9 protein-coding genes are annotated in these 19489 nt (G+C 67.3%); 2 read left to right on the top strand and 7 right to left on the bottom strand.

What is annotated here, in order from left to right; all coding sequences use genetic code 11:
• The first annotated feature begins 92 nt into the window (after window positions 1–92).
• A complete protein-coding gene (locus VEW47_13420; protein HYS06184.1) occupies window positions 93–1202 on the top strand; it encodes an aromatic ring-hydroxylating dioxygenase subunit alpha in 1110 nt (369 codons plus the stop codon).
• Here the strand turns inward: VEW47_13420 and VEW47_13415 are convergent.
• The 5 genes from VEW47_13415 to VEW47_13395 all read right to left on the bottom strand — a co-directional run bounded on the left by VEW47_13415 (window position 1168) and on the right by VEW47_13395 (window position 16067).
• Window positions 1168–2526 carry an APC family permease gene (locus VEW47_13415; GenBank protein HYS06183.1) on the bottom strand — a complete coding sequence of 453 codons (1359 nt, stop codon included), beginning with the start codon at window positions 2524–2526 and terminating at the stop codon, window positions 1168–1170. The two genes, VEW47_13420 and VEW47_13415, sit on opposite strands and share 35 nt — an antisense overlap.
• 135 nt (window positions 2527–2661) lie before the next feature.
• Window positions 2662–11943, bottom strand: coding sequence for a thrombospondin type 3 repeat-containing protein (locus VEW47_13410; GenBank protein ID HYS06182.1), 9282 nt, complete (start codon window positions 11941–11943; stop codon window positions 2662–2664).
• A 272-nt stretch (window positions 11944–12215) separates the two neighbouring features.
• Window positions 12216–13709 (bottom strand): pyridoxal-dependent decarboxylase, encoded by a 1494-nt coding sequence (locus VEW47_13405; protein ID HYS06181.1) that lies wholly within the window; start codon window positions 13707–13709, stop codon window positions 12216–12218.
• Window positions 13710–13719: 10 nt separating this feature from the next.
• Window positions 13720–15303, bottom strand: coding sequence for an ABC transporter substrate-binding protein/permease (locus tag VEW47_13400; protein HYS06180.1), 1584 nt, complete (start codon window positions 15301–15303; stop codon window positions 13720–13722).
• Window positions 15300–16067, bottom strand: a complete 768-nt coding sequence (locus VEW47_13395; protein ID HYS06179.1) for an amino acid ABC transporter ATP-binding protein — start codon at window positions 16065–16067, stop codon at window positions 15300–15302. The genes VEW47_13400 and VEW47_13395 overlap by 4 nt, the downstream gene beginning before the upstream one ends.
• Window positions 16068–16179: 112 nt before the next feature.
• Between VEW47_13395 and VEW47_13390 the strand changes: the two genes are divergently transcribed.
• Window positions 16180–17340: a PLP-dependent transferase gene (locus VEW47_13390; protein HYS06178.1), complete on the top strand. Its 1161-nt coding sequence runs from the start codon at window positions 16180–16182 to the stop codon at window positions 17338–17340.
• A 6-nt stretch (window positions 17341–17346) separates the two neighbouring features.
• Here VEW47_13390 and VEW47_13385 read toward each other — a convergent pair whose 3' ends face one another.
• Together VEW47_13385 and VEW47_13380 are read right to left on the bottom strand one after the other, a co-directional pair.
• Window positions 17347–18681, bottom strand: coding sequence for an adenylosuccinate synthase (locus tag VEW47_13385; protein HYS06177.1), 1335 nt, complete (start codon window positions 18679–18681; stop codon window positions 17347–17349).
• 114 nt (window positions 18682–18795) lie between these two features.
• Window positions 18796–19335 (bottom strand): response regulator, encoded by a 540-nt coding sequence (locus VEW47_13380; protein HYS06176.1) that lies wholly within the window; start codon window positions 19333–19335, stop codon window positions 18796–18798.
• Window positions 19336–19489 lie beyond the last annotated feature (154 nt).

The following is a 19489-nucleotide window of genomic DNA, read 5'->3' as shown; positions in this document are numbered from 1 at the left end:
ACCTTCATCTGCGCCCCCCCGCAGGGACGGCGGGGAGTCTGTAGTATCATCGCGGCAACGGCGGCCCCGCAGGCGTTTCAGGGAGAGCGACGATGGCCGAGACGATGACGCGAGGGGAGATGCGGCTCGATGCCACGCTGCCCGGATCCGCCTACTGCGACCTGGAAGTCCTGGAGCGCGAACGGGAGCTGATCTTCTACCGCTCCTGGCTGTGCGCCGGGCGCGAGGAGAGGATCAAGGATCCGGGCGACTTCTTCACCGTGCCGGTCGGACGCGAGAGCGTGATCGTCGTGCGTGACCGGGACGGGCGGGCGCGCGCCTTCTACAACGTCTGCCGGCATCGCGGGGCGCGGCTGTGCAATGTGGACGAGGGACGTCTCAAGGGGGCCGTGACCTGCCCATACCACGCGTGGACCTACGCCCTGGACGGGAGGCTCATCGGCACGCCCCATCTCCACGAGTGCGAGGGGTTCCGCAAGGAAGAATTCTCCCTGCATCCGGTCGCGATCGAGGCGTGGGGCGGGTTCCTGTTCATCAACCTCGAAGGGGAGCGGGCCACGCCTCTGGCGGAGCACCTGGGGTCGATCCCGGAGCGCCTCCGGCGCTATCCGCTGGCGACCCTGCGCGTCGGGGCGCGCGCCGCGCACGAGGTCGAGTGCAACTGGAAGATCCTGGTCGAGAATTATCAGGAGTGCTACCACTGCCCGGGTGTGCATCCCGAGCTGTGTGACCTCGTCCCCCTGTACCGCAGGGGTGTCGTGGATGCTTCCGGGTCTGACGACGTCGCCTACTTCCGGGAAGGGGCCTGCACATTCACGCTGACCGGAACGACCCGGCGGCCGTTCCTGTCGGGCCTCGACGACGAGGAGAAGAGAAAGTACGACGGCGAGATGATCTATCCCACCTTGATGCTCAATCTGTTCCCCGACTACGCGCAGTACCGCGCCCTGTGGCCGCTGGCGCCGGCCCGGACGCTCGTCGTGACGGAGTGGCTGTTCGAGCCCTCCACCATGGCGCGGGACGACTTCGACCCGCAGGATGCCATCGAGTTCATCGACCGCATCGCGCGCCAGGACTGGGACGTGTGCGAGCTCGTGCAGAAGGGGGTCGCCTCGAGAGCGCACCGGCACGGGGTCTACGTGCCCCAGGAGATGCACGCCGGCAGGTTCAAGGCCTGGTACCTGGAGCGGCTGCAGACGTAGCGGGCGCCGGGAAACGGCGCCGCCAGACCCGCTGCGCGAAGTAGGCCAGAGGACCGCTCGCGAGTCCCAGAAGCCCCAGCCAGAGCATTTTTCGCCCTCCGATCGGCACCCCCAGCCAGCAGATTAGGAACGGTCCCGCGCAGATCGCCAGGGCGCCGGGCCATCCTCCAGGGACCTTGAAGCGGCGCGGCAGATCGGGGCGGGTCTTCCGGAGGCGCAGGAAGGTCATGTAGAGCAGCGTGTAGATTCCGACGTTCAGCCACTGGTTGTAGACGACGATGTCGACGAATCCGTCGGTCACCAGCGCGATCGCCGTATAGACCGCCCCGTCGAACAGGAGCGACACCCAGGGCGCGCCGTGCCGTCTTCCGACGGCGGAGAAGACCGCGGGAAAGCGGCGCTCGGCGGCCAGCACCATCGGCACGCGGGTGTTGACCATGAGAGCGGCATGGAACAACGACACGTTGGCGAAGAGCGCCGCCAGGGCGATCCAGGCGCCGAGCCACTCCCCCCCGAGCCGGAGGCCCAGGGTCGAGAAGTGGTGGTCCGGCCACGACGCGTAGTCGCGATCGACCGCCGAGGCGACCACGACGGGAAGCAGATATCCGAGGAACACGCACGGGATCGCCAGAAGGTACGCGCGGCCGTAGGTCCGCGTCGGGTCCTCCACTTCCCCCGCGACGACCGAGACCGAATCGAGCGTGTTGTAGCACCACATCCCGAGCATCAGCGCGAGACCGAGTCCCTCGAGCGTGCCCTTCCCCTGGGCCACGAGGGGTGTCAGGGCGTGCAGTGTGAAGTGCGGCGCCCCGAGGAGCACGAACGCGGCGAAGGGGGCCATGATGAAGAGCGAGAACCCGACCGCCAGCCGTCCGCCCGCCTTGATGCCGCGCAGGTTGATGCCGACGAACAGCCACACGAGCGCCACCCGCACCAGGCGCTCCTCCCAGAACCCGAGCTCCGGCCACCAGTACTTCAGATACTGTCCGAACTGGATCGGGTAGATCGCCGTGTCGGCCAGCATCTTGATCCAGTACCAGAACGCGGCCTGGAAGCCCCAGAAGCCGCCGAACGCCATCTCCACCCAGCGGAAGAAGCCGCCCTCCTCGGGGATGGCGCTCGACAGCTCGGTGGCCACAAGGGCATGCGACAGACCCCAGAACAGGAGTCCGACGACGAGCATGAGGGCGGCGGCGCCGGGGCCGCCGTCGCGCACCATCGCCTCCAGGCCGAACGGCCCCGACGACACGAACACGAAGATCGTGCCGGCGAGCGTGACGACGCCGAGACCGCGGCGGAGCCTCGCCGGGGTTGGAGCGTTCATCGATGCGGGAACCGAGTCCGTCGACATCCGTCACCGGGGTTCGGGTGAGTCTCGGGGCCATCTTATCCGCACGCGATGGCAGACAAAAAGAGGGGGTCCCGAAGGACCCCCTCGATACTCTCGTCGCTCAGCCGGCTACGGGCAGCTGATCGGGGAGATCTCGACCGCGTTGTTGAGGCCGCGGCCGAGCACCGTCTTCGACCCCGTGGTGTTCCTGTGTCCGACCAGGTAGTAGATGGCGTTGTTCACGGCCGGGACCAGGGAGCTCGTGACCGACATGTTGCTGCCGATCGGTAGCACCTGCGGCATGTTGCACTGCAGCGTCGCCAGAGTCGCGAGGGTGGTATCCGGCGGGTTGGGCGTCCCCGAGGAGCCGTCGTCCGACCGCGCGCCTCGGAAGACGTCGTACCCCGCCAGCGGTGCGGGTTGCGGCCGCGAGGCCCAGCTGATCGTGGTGATGCCGGTGGTCCTGTCGTGAGTCACGCCGCAATCGAACGCACCTCTCGTCGAGGGACAGTTCGTCGGCGCCGTGCTGGCCAGCACGATGTCGGCGCCGTCCCCGGTGTAGACCCTGATCGTCATGCTGGTGCCGGTGAGCGTGGTGCACGCCGGGTTGCTCGTGCAGCGCGCCAGGACCTGGTACGTGGCGTCGCCCGTCGGGGAGTCCTTGAAGGTCGGATTCCCGGAGTAATCGTGGAAGAGGGCGCCGTTCTTCAGGACGCGGTACTGCACTTCGCCGTCCACGCAGCCGCCAGGATTGGTCGTGCCGGCCGTCGAGAACGTGATGCTCTCTCCATTCTCGTAGATGCCGTTGTGGTTGGCGTCGTCGGCCGTGAGGGCGACGACGAGACCCTTGTCGCCCGGGGTCGGGTCGCACTTGCCCGCCGGGGTGACCGGGCAGGTCGAGGCTGGCGGCGCCTTGATATCGCCCACCGGCACTACCTGCTGGGTGATCACACCCGTGATGCGGATGTCGTCGATCCACCAGCCGTCCTCGTTCAGGCTGTCCTGCCAGCACGAGCCGCCGCCGCAGCCATACGTCTGGTAGTCCTGCGACGTTCCGCTATTGTCGAACTCCCAGCCTTGGGCGATCCAGCGGATCTGGACGCGCGCGCCCAGGTAGTTCGACAGGTTGAACTTGCTGCTCACCCACAGGGCACCGCTCGGCGGCGCCAGAGACCCCTGGACGCCGGGACCCGGGCAGCTCATCGTCGAGCCTGTGCCCCAGGCGTTGCCGCAGTGCGACCAGACGCCGAGCGGGTAGCACATCGTCTCGTGGACGCCCCTTGGCGCGGGCGGCGCCGAACCGGTGTCTGTCGGCGTCAAGTTGCAGTAGAACACGTTGCCGTACTGGCTCCAGACGTACGGCGTGTGATCGTAGACGTTCTCGAACGGGACCAGCTTGTCCCAGGGTCCCCAGTCGTCCCCCGATCCCGGGGTCGGATCGGGGTTCCTGTCGGAGCGGATCTGGACGTCGCCGTAGTCCTGGGACTGGCCGGTATGGACGTTCGACTGGCTGTTATCCATCATGTCGGCGATGTGGTAGAAGGAGAGCAGCAGGTCCGTCCCCACCGGCAGCGGCGTCAGGTTGATCGGGTTCGTGGTGTACGCGGCCAGGGCGCGGAACGACGTCGTGTCGGACAGACGTCGCGAAAAATCAACGTGGCGTCCCCAATGCAGCGAGTTTCTGCCCGAGAACGCCATCACACCGTCCGGAGGCGTCCGCATCAGGTCGGTTCTTGACCCGACCACGTGTGGCGCGTCGCATTCTCCAACGGGGCAGTGGATGTGCCAGTCCATGTCGTTGTCCGATTGGATACTGCACTCGTTGTCGGCTGGCGGGATTGGATACCCGAAGCAGCCGATGCCGGCGAGCGAGTTCAGACCGCCCAGCGCCGACCCGACCGTGTATCCGAACGTGTCGTTGAGCTGGAGGTTGCGCCCGTCGCTCAGATCCACCTTGCCGTTGCCGTCGAAGTCGGTGTCGAAGTCCTCGACCAGCGTGCCGGCGGGAACGCCCGGACGATTGCTGGGCTGGGCTGTCACGACCGCTCCGGTCGGGAGGTCCAGATCCAGGAGGGTCGAGATGCCGACCTTTCGGGTCGTCCCGCGGGCCTCGCGCGAGCTCAGGCTGAGGGTGAAGTCCCCCCTCGCCGGGTTGGCGGAGGAGGTCGTCTGCGTGGAGGCCGAGACGGTGTATTCGAAGTACCCCAGGCCGCCGGGTAGTGTGGATGTGTCGAGGGTCACGCCGACCGGCAGAGAGCCGACCACCATGGACGGCTTGCTGACGCACTGGATGTCGCTATCGTCCGTCGCCAGGAAGAGGGTCACGTCGGTCAACGGGAACGGACCGGCGTTGCGCACCGCAATGGTCATCCGGCATTTCTCGCCGCTGTCGCAGAATGCGTCGCCGTCGCCGTTGATGTCGTGCACCATGGCCGCCTCGACGACGATGTTCGGCAGCGCCACCCGGCCGCAGTTCGCCAGCAGGGCGAATGACAGGGCGTCATCCGGGATGCCGTTGTTGTCGCCGTCCACCATGAAGGGGGAATCGCAGGCATCCCCCACCCCGTCGTTGTCCTGATCGGCCTGGCGGTTGGTGTTCGGGATGATCGCCGGGTTGGGAATCGTCGGGCAGTCGTCGAGGGCGTCGGGGACGCCGTCGGTATCGAGGTCGTCGTTGACTAGCCCGCAGCTCCCGCTGTTGGTGATGCCCTGCCTCTCGCAGGTCTCGACGCCGCACAGGTCGCCCGCGCCACCGTGGCAGTCCGTGTCCGTAGTACAGATCACAGCCGACAGGCTGCAGGTCTTGATGCAGGTGCACTGCTGCGTGCTGCTCGTGCAGATGTTCTTTATATTCTCCGCGCACACGCCGCTCACGGGACACTGGCTGTTCGTCGTGCAGATGATGTCGCTGGAGCGGCTGCACGAGCCCGTCGCCAGCGTGGTCTTGACCGCTCCGACGCAGTCGCCGTCGCAGGCGTCGCCAATCCCGTCCGGGCCGTCCGCGTCATGCTGGTTCGTGTTCGCAGTCCGGACGCAGTTGTCGAGACGGTCCTGGACGCCGTCCCCGTCCCGGTCGCCGTTCTGATTGCACGCCGCCCCCCTGGTGGTGCTCCCCTGCGCCAGAGTCTGGAGAGGGTTGTAGACGTCCGGGCAGTTGTCGAGCGAGTTCACGACCCCGTCGAAGTCGATGTCGTCGAGGTCGCAGGCATCTCCCACGCCGTCGCCGTCCGAGTCCTTCTGGTCGACGTTGGTATTGCCGGGGCAGTTGTCGCAGATCGAGCCGATGCCGTCACCGTCCACGAGGCAGACGCCGCCGGTCCCGCAGTCGGCCGCAACCCTGCACGGCTTGCCGGAGTTCGTGCCGGCCGTGCAGGTGCCGTCCTCCTGGAGCGGGTTGTAGTCGAACGGACAGTTGTCGGCGTTGAAGGCGACACCGTCACCGTCGAGGTTGTCGAAATCGGTCTGTCCCGTCGTGCCGTTGCCGTTCGCATCGCACCCGGGGTCCAGGTAGTAGAAGATGAGCTGGGTGTCGCTCGTGGACACGTACAGGAGCCCGGGCTCGTTCAGGGACTGGCTCACCGTGACCGTCCCCGTGAACAGACCGGAATTCGCCGGAACCTCCGGGATCGTGAACGACTCATGCGGATGGAGCGCCGTCACCACCCCCGTGCTGAACAGGCGGGCGTCGCTGTTGGACGCAGCGAGCACCTGCACCGAGCCCACGCCGGCACGCTTGGGGTCGTTGACCGTGACGGTCAGGGAGTCGTTGCATTCATAGAGGACGCTCCTGTCGACCGACAGCGTCGCGCACTGCCCGCCGGCCGCAGAGCCGCTCAACTGGCACGTGTCGTTCACGCCGCCCGTGCACTGCGCGTTGCTGGTGCAGGCCACGCCCGTCAGAGTGCAACGGTTCAGGAAGCGGTTGCAGGCCGGGGTATGCGGGGGGACGAACTGGGCCTCGTCAACCGGGTGCCGCTCGTCCCACTCGAACACCACGTCGTCGATGCCCATGCCATAGTCGGCGGTCGCCCCCTCCAATTCCACGTTGTAGAAGCCGATGCCGATCTCCCAGCGCACCCCCGGGTTGACGCTGAAGGGGGTCACCGCGCCCGACGGCCCGCCCTGCCCGGTCACCGAATAGACGAAGCCGCCCGCGTAGCCGACCAGGGTGAAATCGACGTTGCGCACGGGGCCGTTGGCGCCGTTGTCCCAATCCCTGCAGGGCTGCTGCAGGCACGACTGGATCACCGGCGCGGTCGAAAGCGGGTACGGCAGCAGGTCCGGCGGAGCGCTCGGCATGGGGGAGGTGCGGGTCGGGACCGAGACGAACCCTCTGAACCCGGTCTCGTCGCCGTCCACTTTGTTGGCGGCGACCGAACCGTTCGGGTCGGTCGTGTTCCCGAAGGTGCGCGTCGCGTTCTTCTGCGAGGAATCGAACCCGAAGTCGCCGGTGGCCCCGAAGAAGCCGACCTGGTAGTCGATGCCGCCGTAGGCGAGATCGAACTCCTGGCACATGAGACACGCCCCGGTGTCGTCGTCGACGTTGTTGTCGACGTTGAAGCTGCCGCCGGTCAGGGAGTCGAACGTCTCGATGTTGAGATTGAAGCCGAGGCGCTGGAATTCGGCGGAATAGGGGAGGTTGCGGCCGTCGAGCGTCTGGTGCACCTTGGCGATGATCGGCGACACCAGGAAGTCCTCGATGAACTCGGCCGACGGAGGTGTCGCCGGGTTCGCAGCGAGGATGTAGGTGTCGCAGTTGTTGCCGGTCCCGGGGGTCGTGGGATCGCCGTCCCCTGTGTGCCAGATGCCCGCCCCGTTGTTCTGGAACCCGGCAAGGTTGGGGTCGACGAGATCCCGAATGGCCGATTGGAAGCCGCACTGCCCGAAGGTCACGTATTCCCAGGTCAGCGATCGGGCGGTCGGCCCGGGCCGGCTGGAGGGGTGCCGGAAGCCATTCCAGCCGCCGCTGTTGAGATCAAAGCTCCAGGGCACCTTGTCCCCGGCGGCGGTCGGTGTCGGTCCGGTGCTCGAGAACAGAATACCCTTGTCGAGCACTCCGTTCGGAATGACGTCGAACTCCCCGCCGTCCAGGATACCGTTACCGTTCAGGTCCTCGCCGAGGGTGTTGGTGACGAGGCCGCCCGCGGTCCCGGGGATGAACATCGAGCTGAAGGTGATGTCCTCGTCCGGGTTGACGATTCCCAGGAACGGGTCGGTGATGTCCGGCCGGTCGATCTGGAGATTCCTGTTGAAGTCGCGGATCTCCCGCCCGCCCCCCGGGAAATCGGTCGAATAGTGGAATGTCTCGTTGTCCGAGTTCAGGGCGTGGCGGAACGTGTACGCCTGGCGCGGAAGCTGGATCTGACCCGACGTCGACTGCAGCGTGACCGTGAGATCCACCACCCGGTTCGCTACGGCCACAGCGCCCAGCGCCGCAGGGTCCACGCGCAGCGCGAAGGTCACGCCGGAGATCTGACCGGCGGGCAGGTGTCCGATCGACTGCGGCGAGTTCAGCACCCGGATCGCCGAAGCGCCCGGCCCACCGGCGGTGAGCGTCGCCGACACGTCCGAGAAGTCCTGGTCGCGGTTCGAATTCAGGAAGGTAACCGAGTAGGTGATGTTCTCACCGGAGTCGAGGAACTGGTCGTTGTCGCAGCCGCCGCCGATGAAGTCCTGCTGCGTGTCGTCCTGGTTCTCGATGAGGAAACGCCAGGCGAGCAGGTTGGGCGTGCAGGAGATGCGTGCGGACGCCTGCGCGTCGCGCGGCGTGTCGGTGTAACGGACGCGGACGAAGTACGGCTCGTCCGACGTGGTGCCATTGGTCTCGAGGATGCCGTTCCCGGGCACCGCCGGCTTTCCCTCGCGCAGCGGCAAGGGGGCCGAGGAGAAGGTGCTGCCAGCTCCGCTGAAGCCGAAGCCGTTCTCCGTGTCCACGACCACGCCGTTCTTGTTCACGACCTCGAAGACCGACCCGGCGGTCACGCCGCCCGCGCTCGCCCCGGGATCGAAGATGGTCGCCTTGACCTGGTCCGCACAGCCGTACAGGCTCTTGTCCAGGGTCGCGGTGCTCGCCGGGAAGGTGCGCGCGGTGCCGGCGATCGTCTGCGTGCCGATGCCCTGCACGGGGCCGGCGATCACAAGACCGTACGGCTGCCCTTCGGCGTCCAGGAACCCGTCGCCATCCGTGTCCTCCCCCGGATCCAGGCGGCCGTTGCCGTTTCCGGTGCAGGTGCCCGTAAGCAACCCCGTACAGCATGCCGCCGGGTCCCCGGCAGCTCTGCACTGGGCGTTCGACGTGTCCTCCGACGCGCCCGTGAGCACTGTGATCTGACCCGCCGTGGCACCTCCGACACCGCGCTTCACCCGCACCCGCCACGTGCCGGCGACCAGCTGAGAGTCGGAGGGATTGCCGTCCCCGTCCGGATCGGCGGACAGGTGCACCGCCTCGACCGGGTTGCGCGTGTCGGAGACGTCGGTGGCCGCGGGCGGACGCGCCAGACTCCACTGGCCTTTCTTGACTCCCCCCGCCATGTAGCTGTTACCGTCGTACACGACGTCATCGGGGGTGTCCAGAGTGCCGTCCGGGCCGGGCGAGACCACTTCCAGGTCGATATCGTTGACCAGGGCCCCCGCCGATCCCGCCGCGCTCGGCGGGTCGGCCCACGCCAGGGCGATGCGCAGCTGACCGCGGTCCACGACCCGTGAGCTCCCGACCGTGCGGGTGCTGTCCGAATCGACCTTGAACAGGTGCTCGATGACGGTCCGCGTGTTGTTGATCCCCTGCTCTCCGGTGGCGATCTCGTCGTAGACGATCAGACCGGCGGACGGATACTCGATGGTGTTCGGCGTGCCGATTCCCTTCCCCTTGGGCCAGTTCGCGAGCGGCAGCACGGACGTCAGGACCGGCCGGCCGTACCCCTGCTCGTTGTTGCCGATCACGCCGACGGTGACCCCCCCGATCGGACTGGCGAAATTGAACGCACGGGTGAACGCCAAGGTCGAGTCGTTGGGGTTCGGATATTCCGTCTCCAGGAACTCGAGGAAATTGGCGGACGCGACGACCGCCGCCTTCACCAGCGGTCCGGAGACGTTCGGAACGCGGTCCCCGGTCACGCGCGCCCCGGTCGGGTAGAACCCCTGCGCGAAATAGTCGCGGATGAGGGCCGCCTGCCCGGCCACCTCGGCCGAGGCGAAGGAGGTCCCGAAATTCGCGTCGTCGAGGATGGCGTCGACCGGGCCCAGGTTGTCGTTGTCCCGGCTTCTCCAGACGGCGACCGAGATGGTGTTGACGGCGTTGAAGAACCCGGTCACGTCCGCGGCCACTCCCACGACGAGGGGCGCCGTCCGCAGCGATCCGGCCGTGGCCGGTCCCTTGGACGTGAAGTTCAGGACGTTCTCCTCGAGATTCGAGCTGAACTGCGTCTGCACGTCCTGGAAGTGCCCGCCGACCGAGATGAGGTCCTTGGCCGTCGCCGGGGGCGAGACCTGCAGCGGGCGGGGGATGTTCGGATCGTTGTCGCCGACCGAGCCGTCGAACAGGTCCGGATACTGATTGTGCTGCTGACCGTTGAAGTTCGAGAACCACTTCTGCACCTGGTTCGTTCCCTCGTGCCCGACCGGCGCGAACACCATGTAGTCCCGGTTGTTGACCAGGAACTGATCGATGTCGTGGGCCTCCTGCGGATAGGTCCCGTCCGACAGGTTCTGCAGGAGCAGGTCGAAGTTCGGGGTGCCGAACGGCATCACGTGCAGGTGGACCTCGTTCGCGCCACCTGTGATCCCGGCGCAGGTGCCGGTCCCCCCGCTCTTCGGGCAGATCGCCAGATTCAGCCGATCCAGGAGCGAGCCCGGCAGGACGTTGCCGCCGTGCTCGATCATCTCGTTGGTCGTGCACAGAAGGGGCAGGGCGGCGTCCTGCAGGAGGATGCGGGCGCCCCTGGCGACGCCGTCCATCTCCAGGTTCTCGTATTTCGGGCGGATGTTGACCGTGGTCTTCGTGACCCTGAACCCGACCGAGGTCCCGTCGCCCGCGATGACTCCCGCCACGATGTTGCCATGGGTGCCGCTGCCGGACAGGGTTCCGTCGCAGCTCGTGCCGTTGTCCTGGACGTTCTGGATGGCGTGCACCTTCCGGTGGGCCGCGCTCGGCATGGAATGGGTGATGTCGCCCACCTGGGTGGCCGTGTGCGAGAACTGCACGGAGTCGGCCGAGATCCCGTTGTCCGTCACCGCCACGATCTGCGGAGGGACCGCCGCGGTATCGTTGTTATATCTCTGCAGCGTGCACACGCCCCCCGGTGCCGGGCCGGTGCAGGTGCCGGTGCCCGCCCCCGTGCAGCACGCCGTCGGGTTTCCGGCCGCGACGCACTGGGTATTGCTCGTGCAGTCGTTGTTCGTCGCGCAGGTCCGGGTCGGGGACTGCGTGCACAGCAGAGCGCCGCTCCCGCCGCCGTCCACACCGACGTCCTGGTACGGCTTCTGGAACGGCAGGTTCTCCTTGATGTTTCCGACCATCGCGGTCGTGGGAGTCTCGACGTTCATCAAAGCGAACTCGGAGCGCTCGTACACGTAACGGACCCGCTTCTGGTGCGCCAGGCGGGAAATCTTGGAATAATGCACGCTCGTCTCGTAGGACAGTCCGTCGATCGCAAACTGCGCGGCGGAGCCCGGCCCGGCCACCTCTTCGACCTCACGCCGCGCTTCGCTCTCGGACGTGCCTCCGAAGAACACCACGATCACGTCCAGGTCCTCGCTCCTGGCCCGTGACGCCTGGATCATCGGCATCCGTCCCAGGCGGGGATCGACGCGGAACGCCGCGAACCAGGGCATCGCCGCCTCGACGAACCCCGCAGCCCCGACGGCGGACTCCGCTCCCTGCGGGATCTCCACCAGCAGCGTGCGGCTCTCCATCAGGTCGTGGACCTTCACCCCCATGCCCTTCAGATCGCTCGCGATGTCATCCATGGAGCGCGATTTCAGGGCCGCCTCGCTGATCTGGAGGGCATCGAAGCCGGGAGCGATCTCCCCCCGCTTGCCGGCCCCGAGACGCCGCCCCGGCGTGTCCGCGAGGAGAGGCGCCTTCGATCGCAGATCCGCGATGGCGCCCGGATCGATGAACCCGATCGCCGTGTCGATCATGTGCTTTCGTTTGTCGTGCGGAGGGGTCAGGACAGGCTGGATGGCCAGCAGCGGAGACAGACCGGGCTTGCGCTCGTTCGCCGGCGGCCGGAACACCTTCTTGGCGAACTCCATCTCGCCGTACTGCGCCGGATCGAGGTTCTGTTGCCGTGCCTGCACGCTGCCGTCGCGGGACGCCCAGGTGGCGAAACTGACGAGGGCGAGGGCGCCGAAAACAAGCGCCGACGCCAGCACCGCACTGGCAAGCGACCGCCGCTTCAGGCTGCAACCCATGGAGACCTCCTTGGAAATGGACGAATGCTTAGCGGGATTAGGGCCGGTGGACAACGTGTCTGTTTTATTCAAGCAGAGTTCGCCACGACGGAAGAGGCGCGACGAACAGGGAAGGGGGTCCCCGTGCGGTCAGGCCGCCCGTCTCTCCATCGTCATGTACGGTGAAACGGTACCGCTGTCAACTTGATTCGAGCGGTCTTCCCGCCCCCTCCGGAAGGAGCCTCCGGAGAGGCCTTCGGGCGGCCCCTCCTGAGGGGGACGCGCCGTCGCCGTCAGAGTCCCAGGGTGGAGGCGGTGCGACGGATGTGCGACAGGACCGAATCGACGTCGGCGTTCCGTGTCAGGTAGTTGAACACTCCGAAGCGGAAATAGACGGTCCGGTCCATCGCGATGGTCGGAAACCAGGCGAAGCCGCGTCTCTCGACTTCCTGCTGGATCAGGACCTGCACGCGGTTCAGGCGGGCCCGCAGGGACGGAGCGGCGCGCCCCCTCGGCGCCAGACGGCTCGCCCAGCCGGGCAGGTACCGGAAGCACAGGCTGGCGCACTCCACAGGGGCAGGGTGCGGTTCCAGCCAGCTCCTGCGACGCACCTCCCCCTCCAGGTGACGCGCCACGTCCATCGTGTGATCCACCAGCCGGCCGAGGCCCTGACGGCCCAGCGACTTCAGGCTGAACCAGAACCGCAGACCCCGGAACGAACGGGAGCCCTCCAGGGAATAATGATAGAAGTCGAGCCGGCCCGCCTCCGCCTCGAGGTCCTTCTTGAGATACCCGGGCTCCGTCGTGAAACTCCGGTTCAGCCTGCGTCCGTCGCGCACGAACAGACCACCGAGGCTGAACGGCTGGAACAGCCACTTGTGCGGATCGATCGTGACGCTGTCGGCGAGGTCGAGACCGTCCAGGCGCGCCGCGAAGCGATTGGAGAAGAGCAAGGCACCGCCGTAGGCCGCGTCCACGTGAAAGTGCAGACGATGAGCCCGCGCGATCGCGGCAACACCCCGGAGCGGATCGATGTTCCCGGTGTTGGTGGTCCCCGCGGTCGCCACCACGGCCATCGGCACGAGTCCCCTTCCGACGTCGCGCGCGATTGCGGAGGCGAGATGATCGAGACGCATCTTCATTCCTGCGTCGGCTTCGATGCGGACCAGCGCCTCCTCACCCAATCCCAGGAGATCGAGCGAACGGGCGATGGAAAAGTGCGCCTGCTCGGAAGCATAGACCCTCAGCCGACCCACCATCCTGCGCGGCAGACCGGTGGTCCTCGTCCTGATTCCGGTCACCCGGTCGCGGGCCATCTTGAGAGCGATGGCGTTCGCCACCCCTCCCCCGCTCGTGAAAACGCCGAAGGCGTCGCGACCGAACCCGATGAGGTCGTTCATCCAGCGGACGAGCCGCATCTCCAGGTGCGTGGCCGAGGGGCCCGCCTTCCAGGCGTCGACCGACTGGTTGAGGAAGGCGACCGGCAGCTCGGCGAAGGCCGCGACCGGAAGGGGGGCGGGATTGAACAGGCCGAATATCCTCGGATGCGACATGTGCATGGAGTGGCGGAACACTTTCCGCCGGCACTCCTCCAGGACTCGGACAGGAGACCGTCCGCTCTGGGGAAGCGGCTCGTCGAACAGGCGATCGAGCTCGGCCTTCGAGGCTCCGCTGTAGGTCGCGCGCGAACGGCTGTAGATGTGATCGAGAGTGGCATCGAGGACCCGCCGTCCGAAGCGGGCCGCCTGCCCGCGCGTCAGAAGGAGGGGATCGAGAGGATGTGCCATGAGGGAAGGATCACCCCGCCGCCGGCTTCGATCCGACGCCGAACCAGCGCCGCCGCGCCGTCACCGCGACCCGCCGGTCGACCGCCATCCTGGCCTCCGCCCAGCGCGCCAGCCTCACGAACGGCAGGCCGAGCACGAAGTAGATCGCCGCGGTGAGCAGTCCGATGCCGATGTAGTCGTAGTAAGTGGAGGCGAGCTGACCGTACACCTTGGTCAGCTCCACCATGGTGATGACCGAAACGATCGACGAGTCCTTGAAGAGGGCGATGAAGTCGTTGGTCACCGGCGGAATCACCAGCCGCAGGGCCTGGGGCACGATGACGTGACGCAGCGCCTGGGTCTGGGTCATCCCGAGGGACAGGGCGGCCTCGCTCTGGCCGCGCGGGATCGCCTGGATGCCGGCCCTGTAGTTCTCCGCCTCGTAGGCGGCGTAGTTCAGACCGAGTCCGAACACGGCGGCGAAGAACGGTGTCAGCCTGATGCCGATGTTCGGCAGTCCGTAGAAGATGAGATAGAGCTGGATCAGGAGGGGCGTGCCGCGCACGACCTCGATGTAGGCCCGCGACATCAGGGCCACGGGGCGCGGCCCGTAGAGGTACGTGAGGGCCAGGAGGAGTCCGAGTGTGACGGCCAGCGTCATTCCGGTGATCGAGATCACGAGCGTCATCGTCGCGCCCCGGCCCAGGAGCGGGAGATAGCCGAGGTACTGGCGGAACCGGTCGCGCCAGGGGCGCTTTTCCGCCATGGTCCGGGTGAACTCCTGAAGAGCGCTCGAGGAGCCCGCGAGTTTTCCGAACAGCGTCTCGGTCTCCACGTTCCACAACCCCCACTTGTCGTAGATCCGGCGCAGCTCTCCGTTCTGAACGAGCCCGACGAGGGCCTCGTTCAGGTCCTTCAGGAACCGCGTATCGTCCGGGCGCACTCCGATGCCGTACTCCAGATGGCCGATCGGCGGCCCGGTGAACTTGAGCGCGGGGTTCGGCCGGCTGTAGTACATCGCGATCGGCCAGTCCATGAGGACGGCGTCGAGCCGGCCGTTGGCCAGGTCCTCGTACGCGTTGATCTGCCCCTCGTAGCTCCGAATCTCGATGCCGCCCTCCTGTTCGAGCATCCGCTGCGCCAGGGAGAACTTCAGTGTTCCGACCGTCCGCCCTTTGAGATCGGCCATGCCGTTGATCGAGGACTCGTCCTTGCGCACGCTGAGCTGCTCGGAGGTGGCGTAGTAGGGGATCGAGAAACGGATGACCTGCTGGCGATCGAGCGTGATCTCCAGGCCGTTGAGCGCCACGTCGTAGTTGCCCCGCAGCAGTCCCGGTATCAGCCCGTCCCACTGGTTCTGCACGAAGACCGGCGGGCGGCCGAGGCCGCGCCCGAGTGCCGTGGCGAGGTCGACCTCGAAACCGACGATCGTCCCCGGATCCTTGGGATCGGGATAGACGTAGGGCGCTCCTCCCTCGGAATCGGCGCCCCAGCGGAGAGGCTCGGCGGCCGTCGCCAGCGTCGCTCCGCCCGCGATCGCCAGGGCGGCCAGCGCCGCGAATCGTCGCCGGCCCCTCCGCGCGGCGGCCGCGCGGGCGGAACGGGTGGGGCTCACAGGAAGCCCTTGAGAAACTCGCGCGTGCGCGGGTCGTGCGGCGCGCCGAAGATCTGGGCCGGAGGACCGGACTCCACGAGACGGCCTTCGTGCATGAACAGGATGGTGTCCGCGGCGTCGCGCGCGAAGCGCATCTCGTGGCTCACCACGACCTGCGTCATTCCCTCGTTGTGCAGTCGTCGCATGATCTGCAGGACCTCGTTGACCAGGGTGGGGTCGAGCGACGACGTCGGCTCGTCGTACAGCATCACCTTGGGCGCCATCGTGAGGGCGCGCGCGATCGCCGCGCGCTGCTGCTGGCCCCCCGACAGTTGCGACGGATAGTAGTCGAGCCGATCCCCCAGGCCGACCTTGATCAGGAGCCCCCGCGCCCGTTCGTAGGCCTCCTCGCGGCTCATCCTCTTCACCACGATCGGCGCCTTCGCCGCGTTCTCCAGGGCGGTCATGTGCGGGAACAGGTTGAAGCTCTGGAACACCATTCCGACCTCTTCCCGAAGCCGGCGGAGTCTCTGCTTGATGTCGCCCGGGACCGCGCCGTTGTGCCGCTCCAGCGTGATGTCGGCGATGTGCACCCGGCCGGAATCGAACAGCTCGAGACCGTTCAGGCAGCGCAGCAGGGTCGACTTGCCGCAGCCGGACGGGCCGATGATCACCACCAGCGCGGACTCGGGGACGGAGAAGCCGACGCCGCGCAGAGCCTCCGCCTCGCCGAAGCTCTTGCGCAGGTCCTCGACGGTGATGAGGTCGCGACCCGGACTCTTCATGATCTCTCTCCCCGCCGCGCGTCGCAGCCCGCGGAGCGCTTTCAATTTCGGGGACGGAAGGCTAGCATGGTGCGGGCGCACGCGGAAGGCCCGAATCCCGCAAGGAGGGTCCATGGACAGGACCGACTACAGGATGGAGACCGTTGCCGTTCACTCGGGCGAGCGCCGTCCGGGCCCGGAGGGCTCGGTCGTGTTCCCGATCTACCAGGGGACCGTCTTCTCGATGGAGCCGGGGACGGACTACCACGACATCCGTTACATCCGTCTCAACAGCACTCCGTCGCAGCGTGCCCTGCACGATCGCCTGGCGGCCCTCGAGGGGGCCGAGGCCGCCGTCGCGACCTCCTCGGGGATGGCGGCGGTCACCACCATCCTGCTCGCCTTTCTCAAGAAGGGGGATCACCTGCTCGCCGGCAGCTGCCTGTACGGTGGCACGCACGATTTCCTGACGCAGCACCTGGACGACCTCGGGCTTTCCTGCTCCTTCGTCGACGAGCGGCGCCCCGAGACCTGGAAGGGGGCCGTCAGGCCCTCGACCCGCCTGTTCCTCGTCGAGACGATCGGCAATCCGCTCATGCGGGTGCCGCGCCTCACGGAGGTCGTCGAGTTCGCGCGCCGCGAGCGCCTCACTTCGGTCATCGACAACACCTTCGCGAGCCCGGTGAACTTCCGGCCCCTGTCGATCGGCTTCGACCTCTCGTTCCACAGCGCCACGAAGTACCTGAACGGCCACTCCGACCTGGTGGCAGGCTGCGTGCTCGGCAGCGCGGAGCGGGTCGAGCGCGTGCGCCGCATGCTCAATCTCCTCGGCGGCACCCTGGATCCGCACGCCGGCTTCCTGCTGGCGCGCGGCACCAAGACCCTGGCTCTGCGGGTCAGGGCGCAGAACGCCAACGCGCTGGCGGTGGCGGGCTTCCTCGCGGCGCACGCCAAGGTGAGCGAGGTGAACTACCCGGGTCTCGAGACGCATCCGGACCACGCGCACGCGCGTCGTCTCCTGTCCGGTTTTGGGGGGATGCTGAGCCTGCGCCTCGCGGGCGGAGCGGAGGCGGCCCGGCGGCTCATCGCGTCGTTGCGCATCCCCTACTTCGCGCCCAGTCTCGGAGGAGTCGAGTCGCTCATCACCCAGCCGGCCCTTTCGTCCCACGCGGGGATGAAGCGGGAGGACCGGGAGCGGCTCGGGGTGACGGACGATCTGGTGAGGGTGAGCTGCGGGATCGAAAGCCCCGACGACCTCGTCGACGATTTCCGGCAGGCGCTGGACACGGTGTAGCCCCCGTCAGGAAGAAGCCCGGACCGGCTGGCGCACCGGCAGCCAGCGATCGATGCGCCCTTCCGGCCGCACGATGGTCCCGTCCCGCTGCGGCGAGGTCGAGATGATGCCGATCCCGCATCCCACGACCTCCTCCAGGCGTTCCACGTAGCGGCGCGCCTGCTCCGGCAGGTCTGCAAAACGGCGGGCCGTCGACGTGTCCTTTTTCCAGCCGGGCAGAACTTCATACACCGGCCGGCAGGCGCGGAGCACCGCGGGATCGGTCGGCGGGAAGTCGATCCGGCGGCCGTCGTGCTCGTACGCCACGGCGATCGGGATCTCGTCGAAGTCGTCGAGAACGTCGAACAGGGTCAGCGCCAGGCACTCGACCTGGTTGATCATCACCGAGTAGCGCGCCACCAGGGCATCGAACCAGCCGCAACGCCTCGGCCGGCCGGTCGTGCTGCCGAATTCCCGCCCTCGCTGCCGGATGCGTTGACCGGTGTCGTTGTCCTGCTCCGTCGGGAACGGCCCCTCCCCGACCCGCGTGGAGTACGCCTTCAGGACTCCGATCACGCCGTCGACGCGGATCGGGCTGATCCCGAGGCCGGTGCAGGCTCCCCCGGCCGTCGAGCTCGACGAGGTCACGAACGGGTACGTTCCGTGGTCCAGATCGAGCATCGTCCCCTGCGCCCCCTCGCACAGGACGACGGCCCCCTCGTCCAGCCTCTCGTTCAGGAGACGGGAGGTGTCGGCGACGAACGGCTTCATGAGGGCCCCGAACTCCAGGAACTGCTCCGCCACGGCGCCGGGATCCGGGCTCCACTCCGCCGGAAGCCGGCCGCCGCCTGCGCCCCCGGCCATCCGCGCCAGGCTCTCCACCTTGGCGCCTAGACCCGCCGCGTCCCCCAGATCGGCCACCCGCAGGCCGTAGCGACCGGCCTTGCTCTCGTAGGTCGGGCCGACCCCCAGCCGTGTCGTGCCGATCTTGCCGTTCGGCACCCCCTCCTCGCGTGCGATGTCGCGGCCACGGTGGTACGGGAGGATGAGGTGCGCCCGGTCGCTGATGCGCAGGTTGTCCTCGACGCGCACGCCGGCCTCCCTCAGGTCGGCGATCTCCTTGAGGAGGGAGGCGGGCTCGATCACGACGCCGTTTCCGATGACGCACAGGACGCCGTCCCTCAGGATGCCGGACGGAACGTGGTGCAGGGCGAAGCGGCGGGACCCCACGCAGATCGTATGCCCCGCGTTGGGGCCGCCTCCGTAGCGCGCCACGATGTCCACGCGCTCGGTCAGCAGGTCGACGATCTTTCCCTTGCCTTCATCACCCCATTGCGTACCGACTACGACGTATCCGGACATCCGTTCTCCGTTTTGGTTCGCCGGGATCGACAAAGGACGGGCCCGCGGGAGGGTTCCTTTGCCACGATATGCTAGCAGAAAACGGGGAGGTCCGATCGAGGGCGGGCGGGACGATCAGGCGGCGAGGATCTGCTGCACCCTGAACAGCAGAGAATCCTTGATCTGCTCCTTGTCCAGGAAGCCGGTGACCCCGGCCGCCTGCAGGAAGTCGAGGACGTCCTTCTTGAAGACACCGCTCATGATCAGGATCGGAATTTCCTTGACCCGGCCGGTCTTCTTGATCTCCCGCAGCACGTCGAAGCCGGTCATCTTGGGCATCAGGAGGTCGAGAAGGATGAGGTCGGGGTGCTCGTTCTGCACCAGCTCGAGCGCCTGCCGGCCGTCCTCCGCTTCGAGGACGTCGTACCCGGCTGAGGCCAGGAGGCGCGCCGCGATTTTCCGCACCGTGGCTGTGTCGTCCGCCACCAGGATCTTCTTCCGGTGCTCGGTCTTCTCGAACGAATCGGCGCTCGACGAAGACTTGACCTCGTCCTGCACGAGATCGATCCGCACGATCTCCTGGCAGGTGTTGCAGAGGTACTTGACGACGCGGGACTGCCCGTCCACCTCGCGCAGGCGGATCACGGTCTTGCAATGCGGGCAGCGCACGACCACGGCGGCCTTCCTGCAGACCCCGGGGGCGCTCCGGCCTGCCCCGCCACGGGGCCCGCAATCAATAAGTTAGGTCCAATCCGGAGCGATTGCACGCCCGCCCCCCGAATTGTGGGCCCCCGGTCGCTGTGCTAGACTTCGAGCCGTTCCGCGAGTT

The sequence above is a fragment of the Candidatus Dormiibacterota bacterium genome (assembly GCA_035635555.1).
In the GTDB taxonomy this organism is placed as follows: Bacteria; Acidobacteriota; Polarisedimenticolia; order Gp22-AA2; family Gp22-AA2; genus Gp22-AA3.
This window is presented reverse-complemented; position numbering and strand designations above follow the sequence as displayed.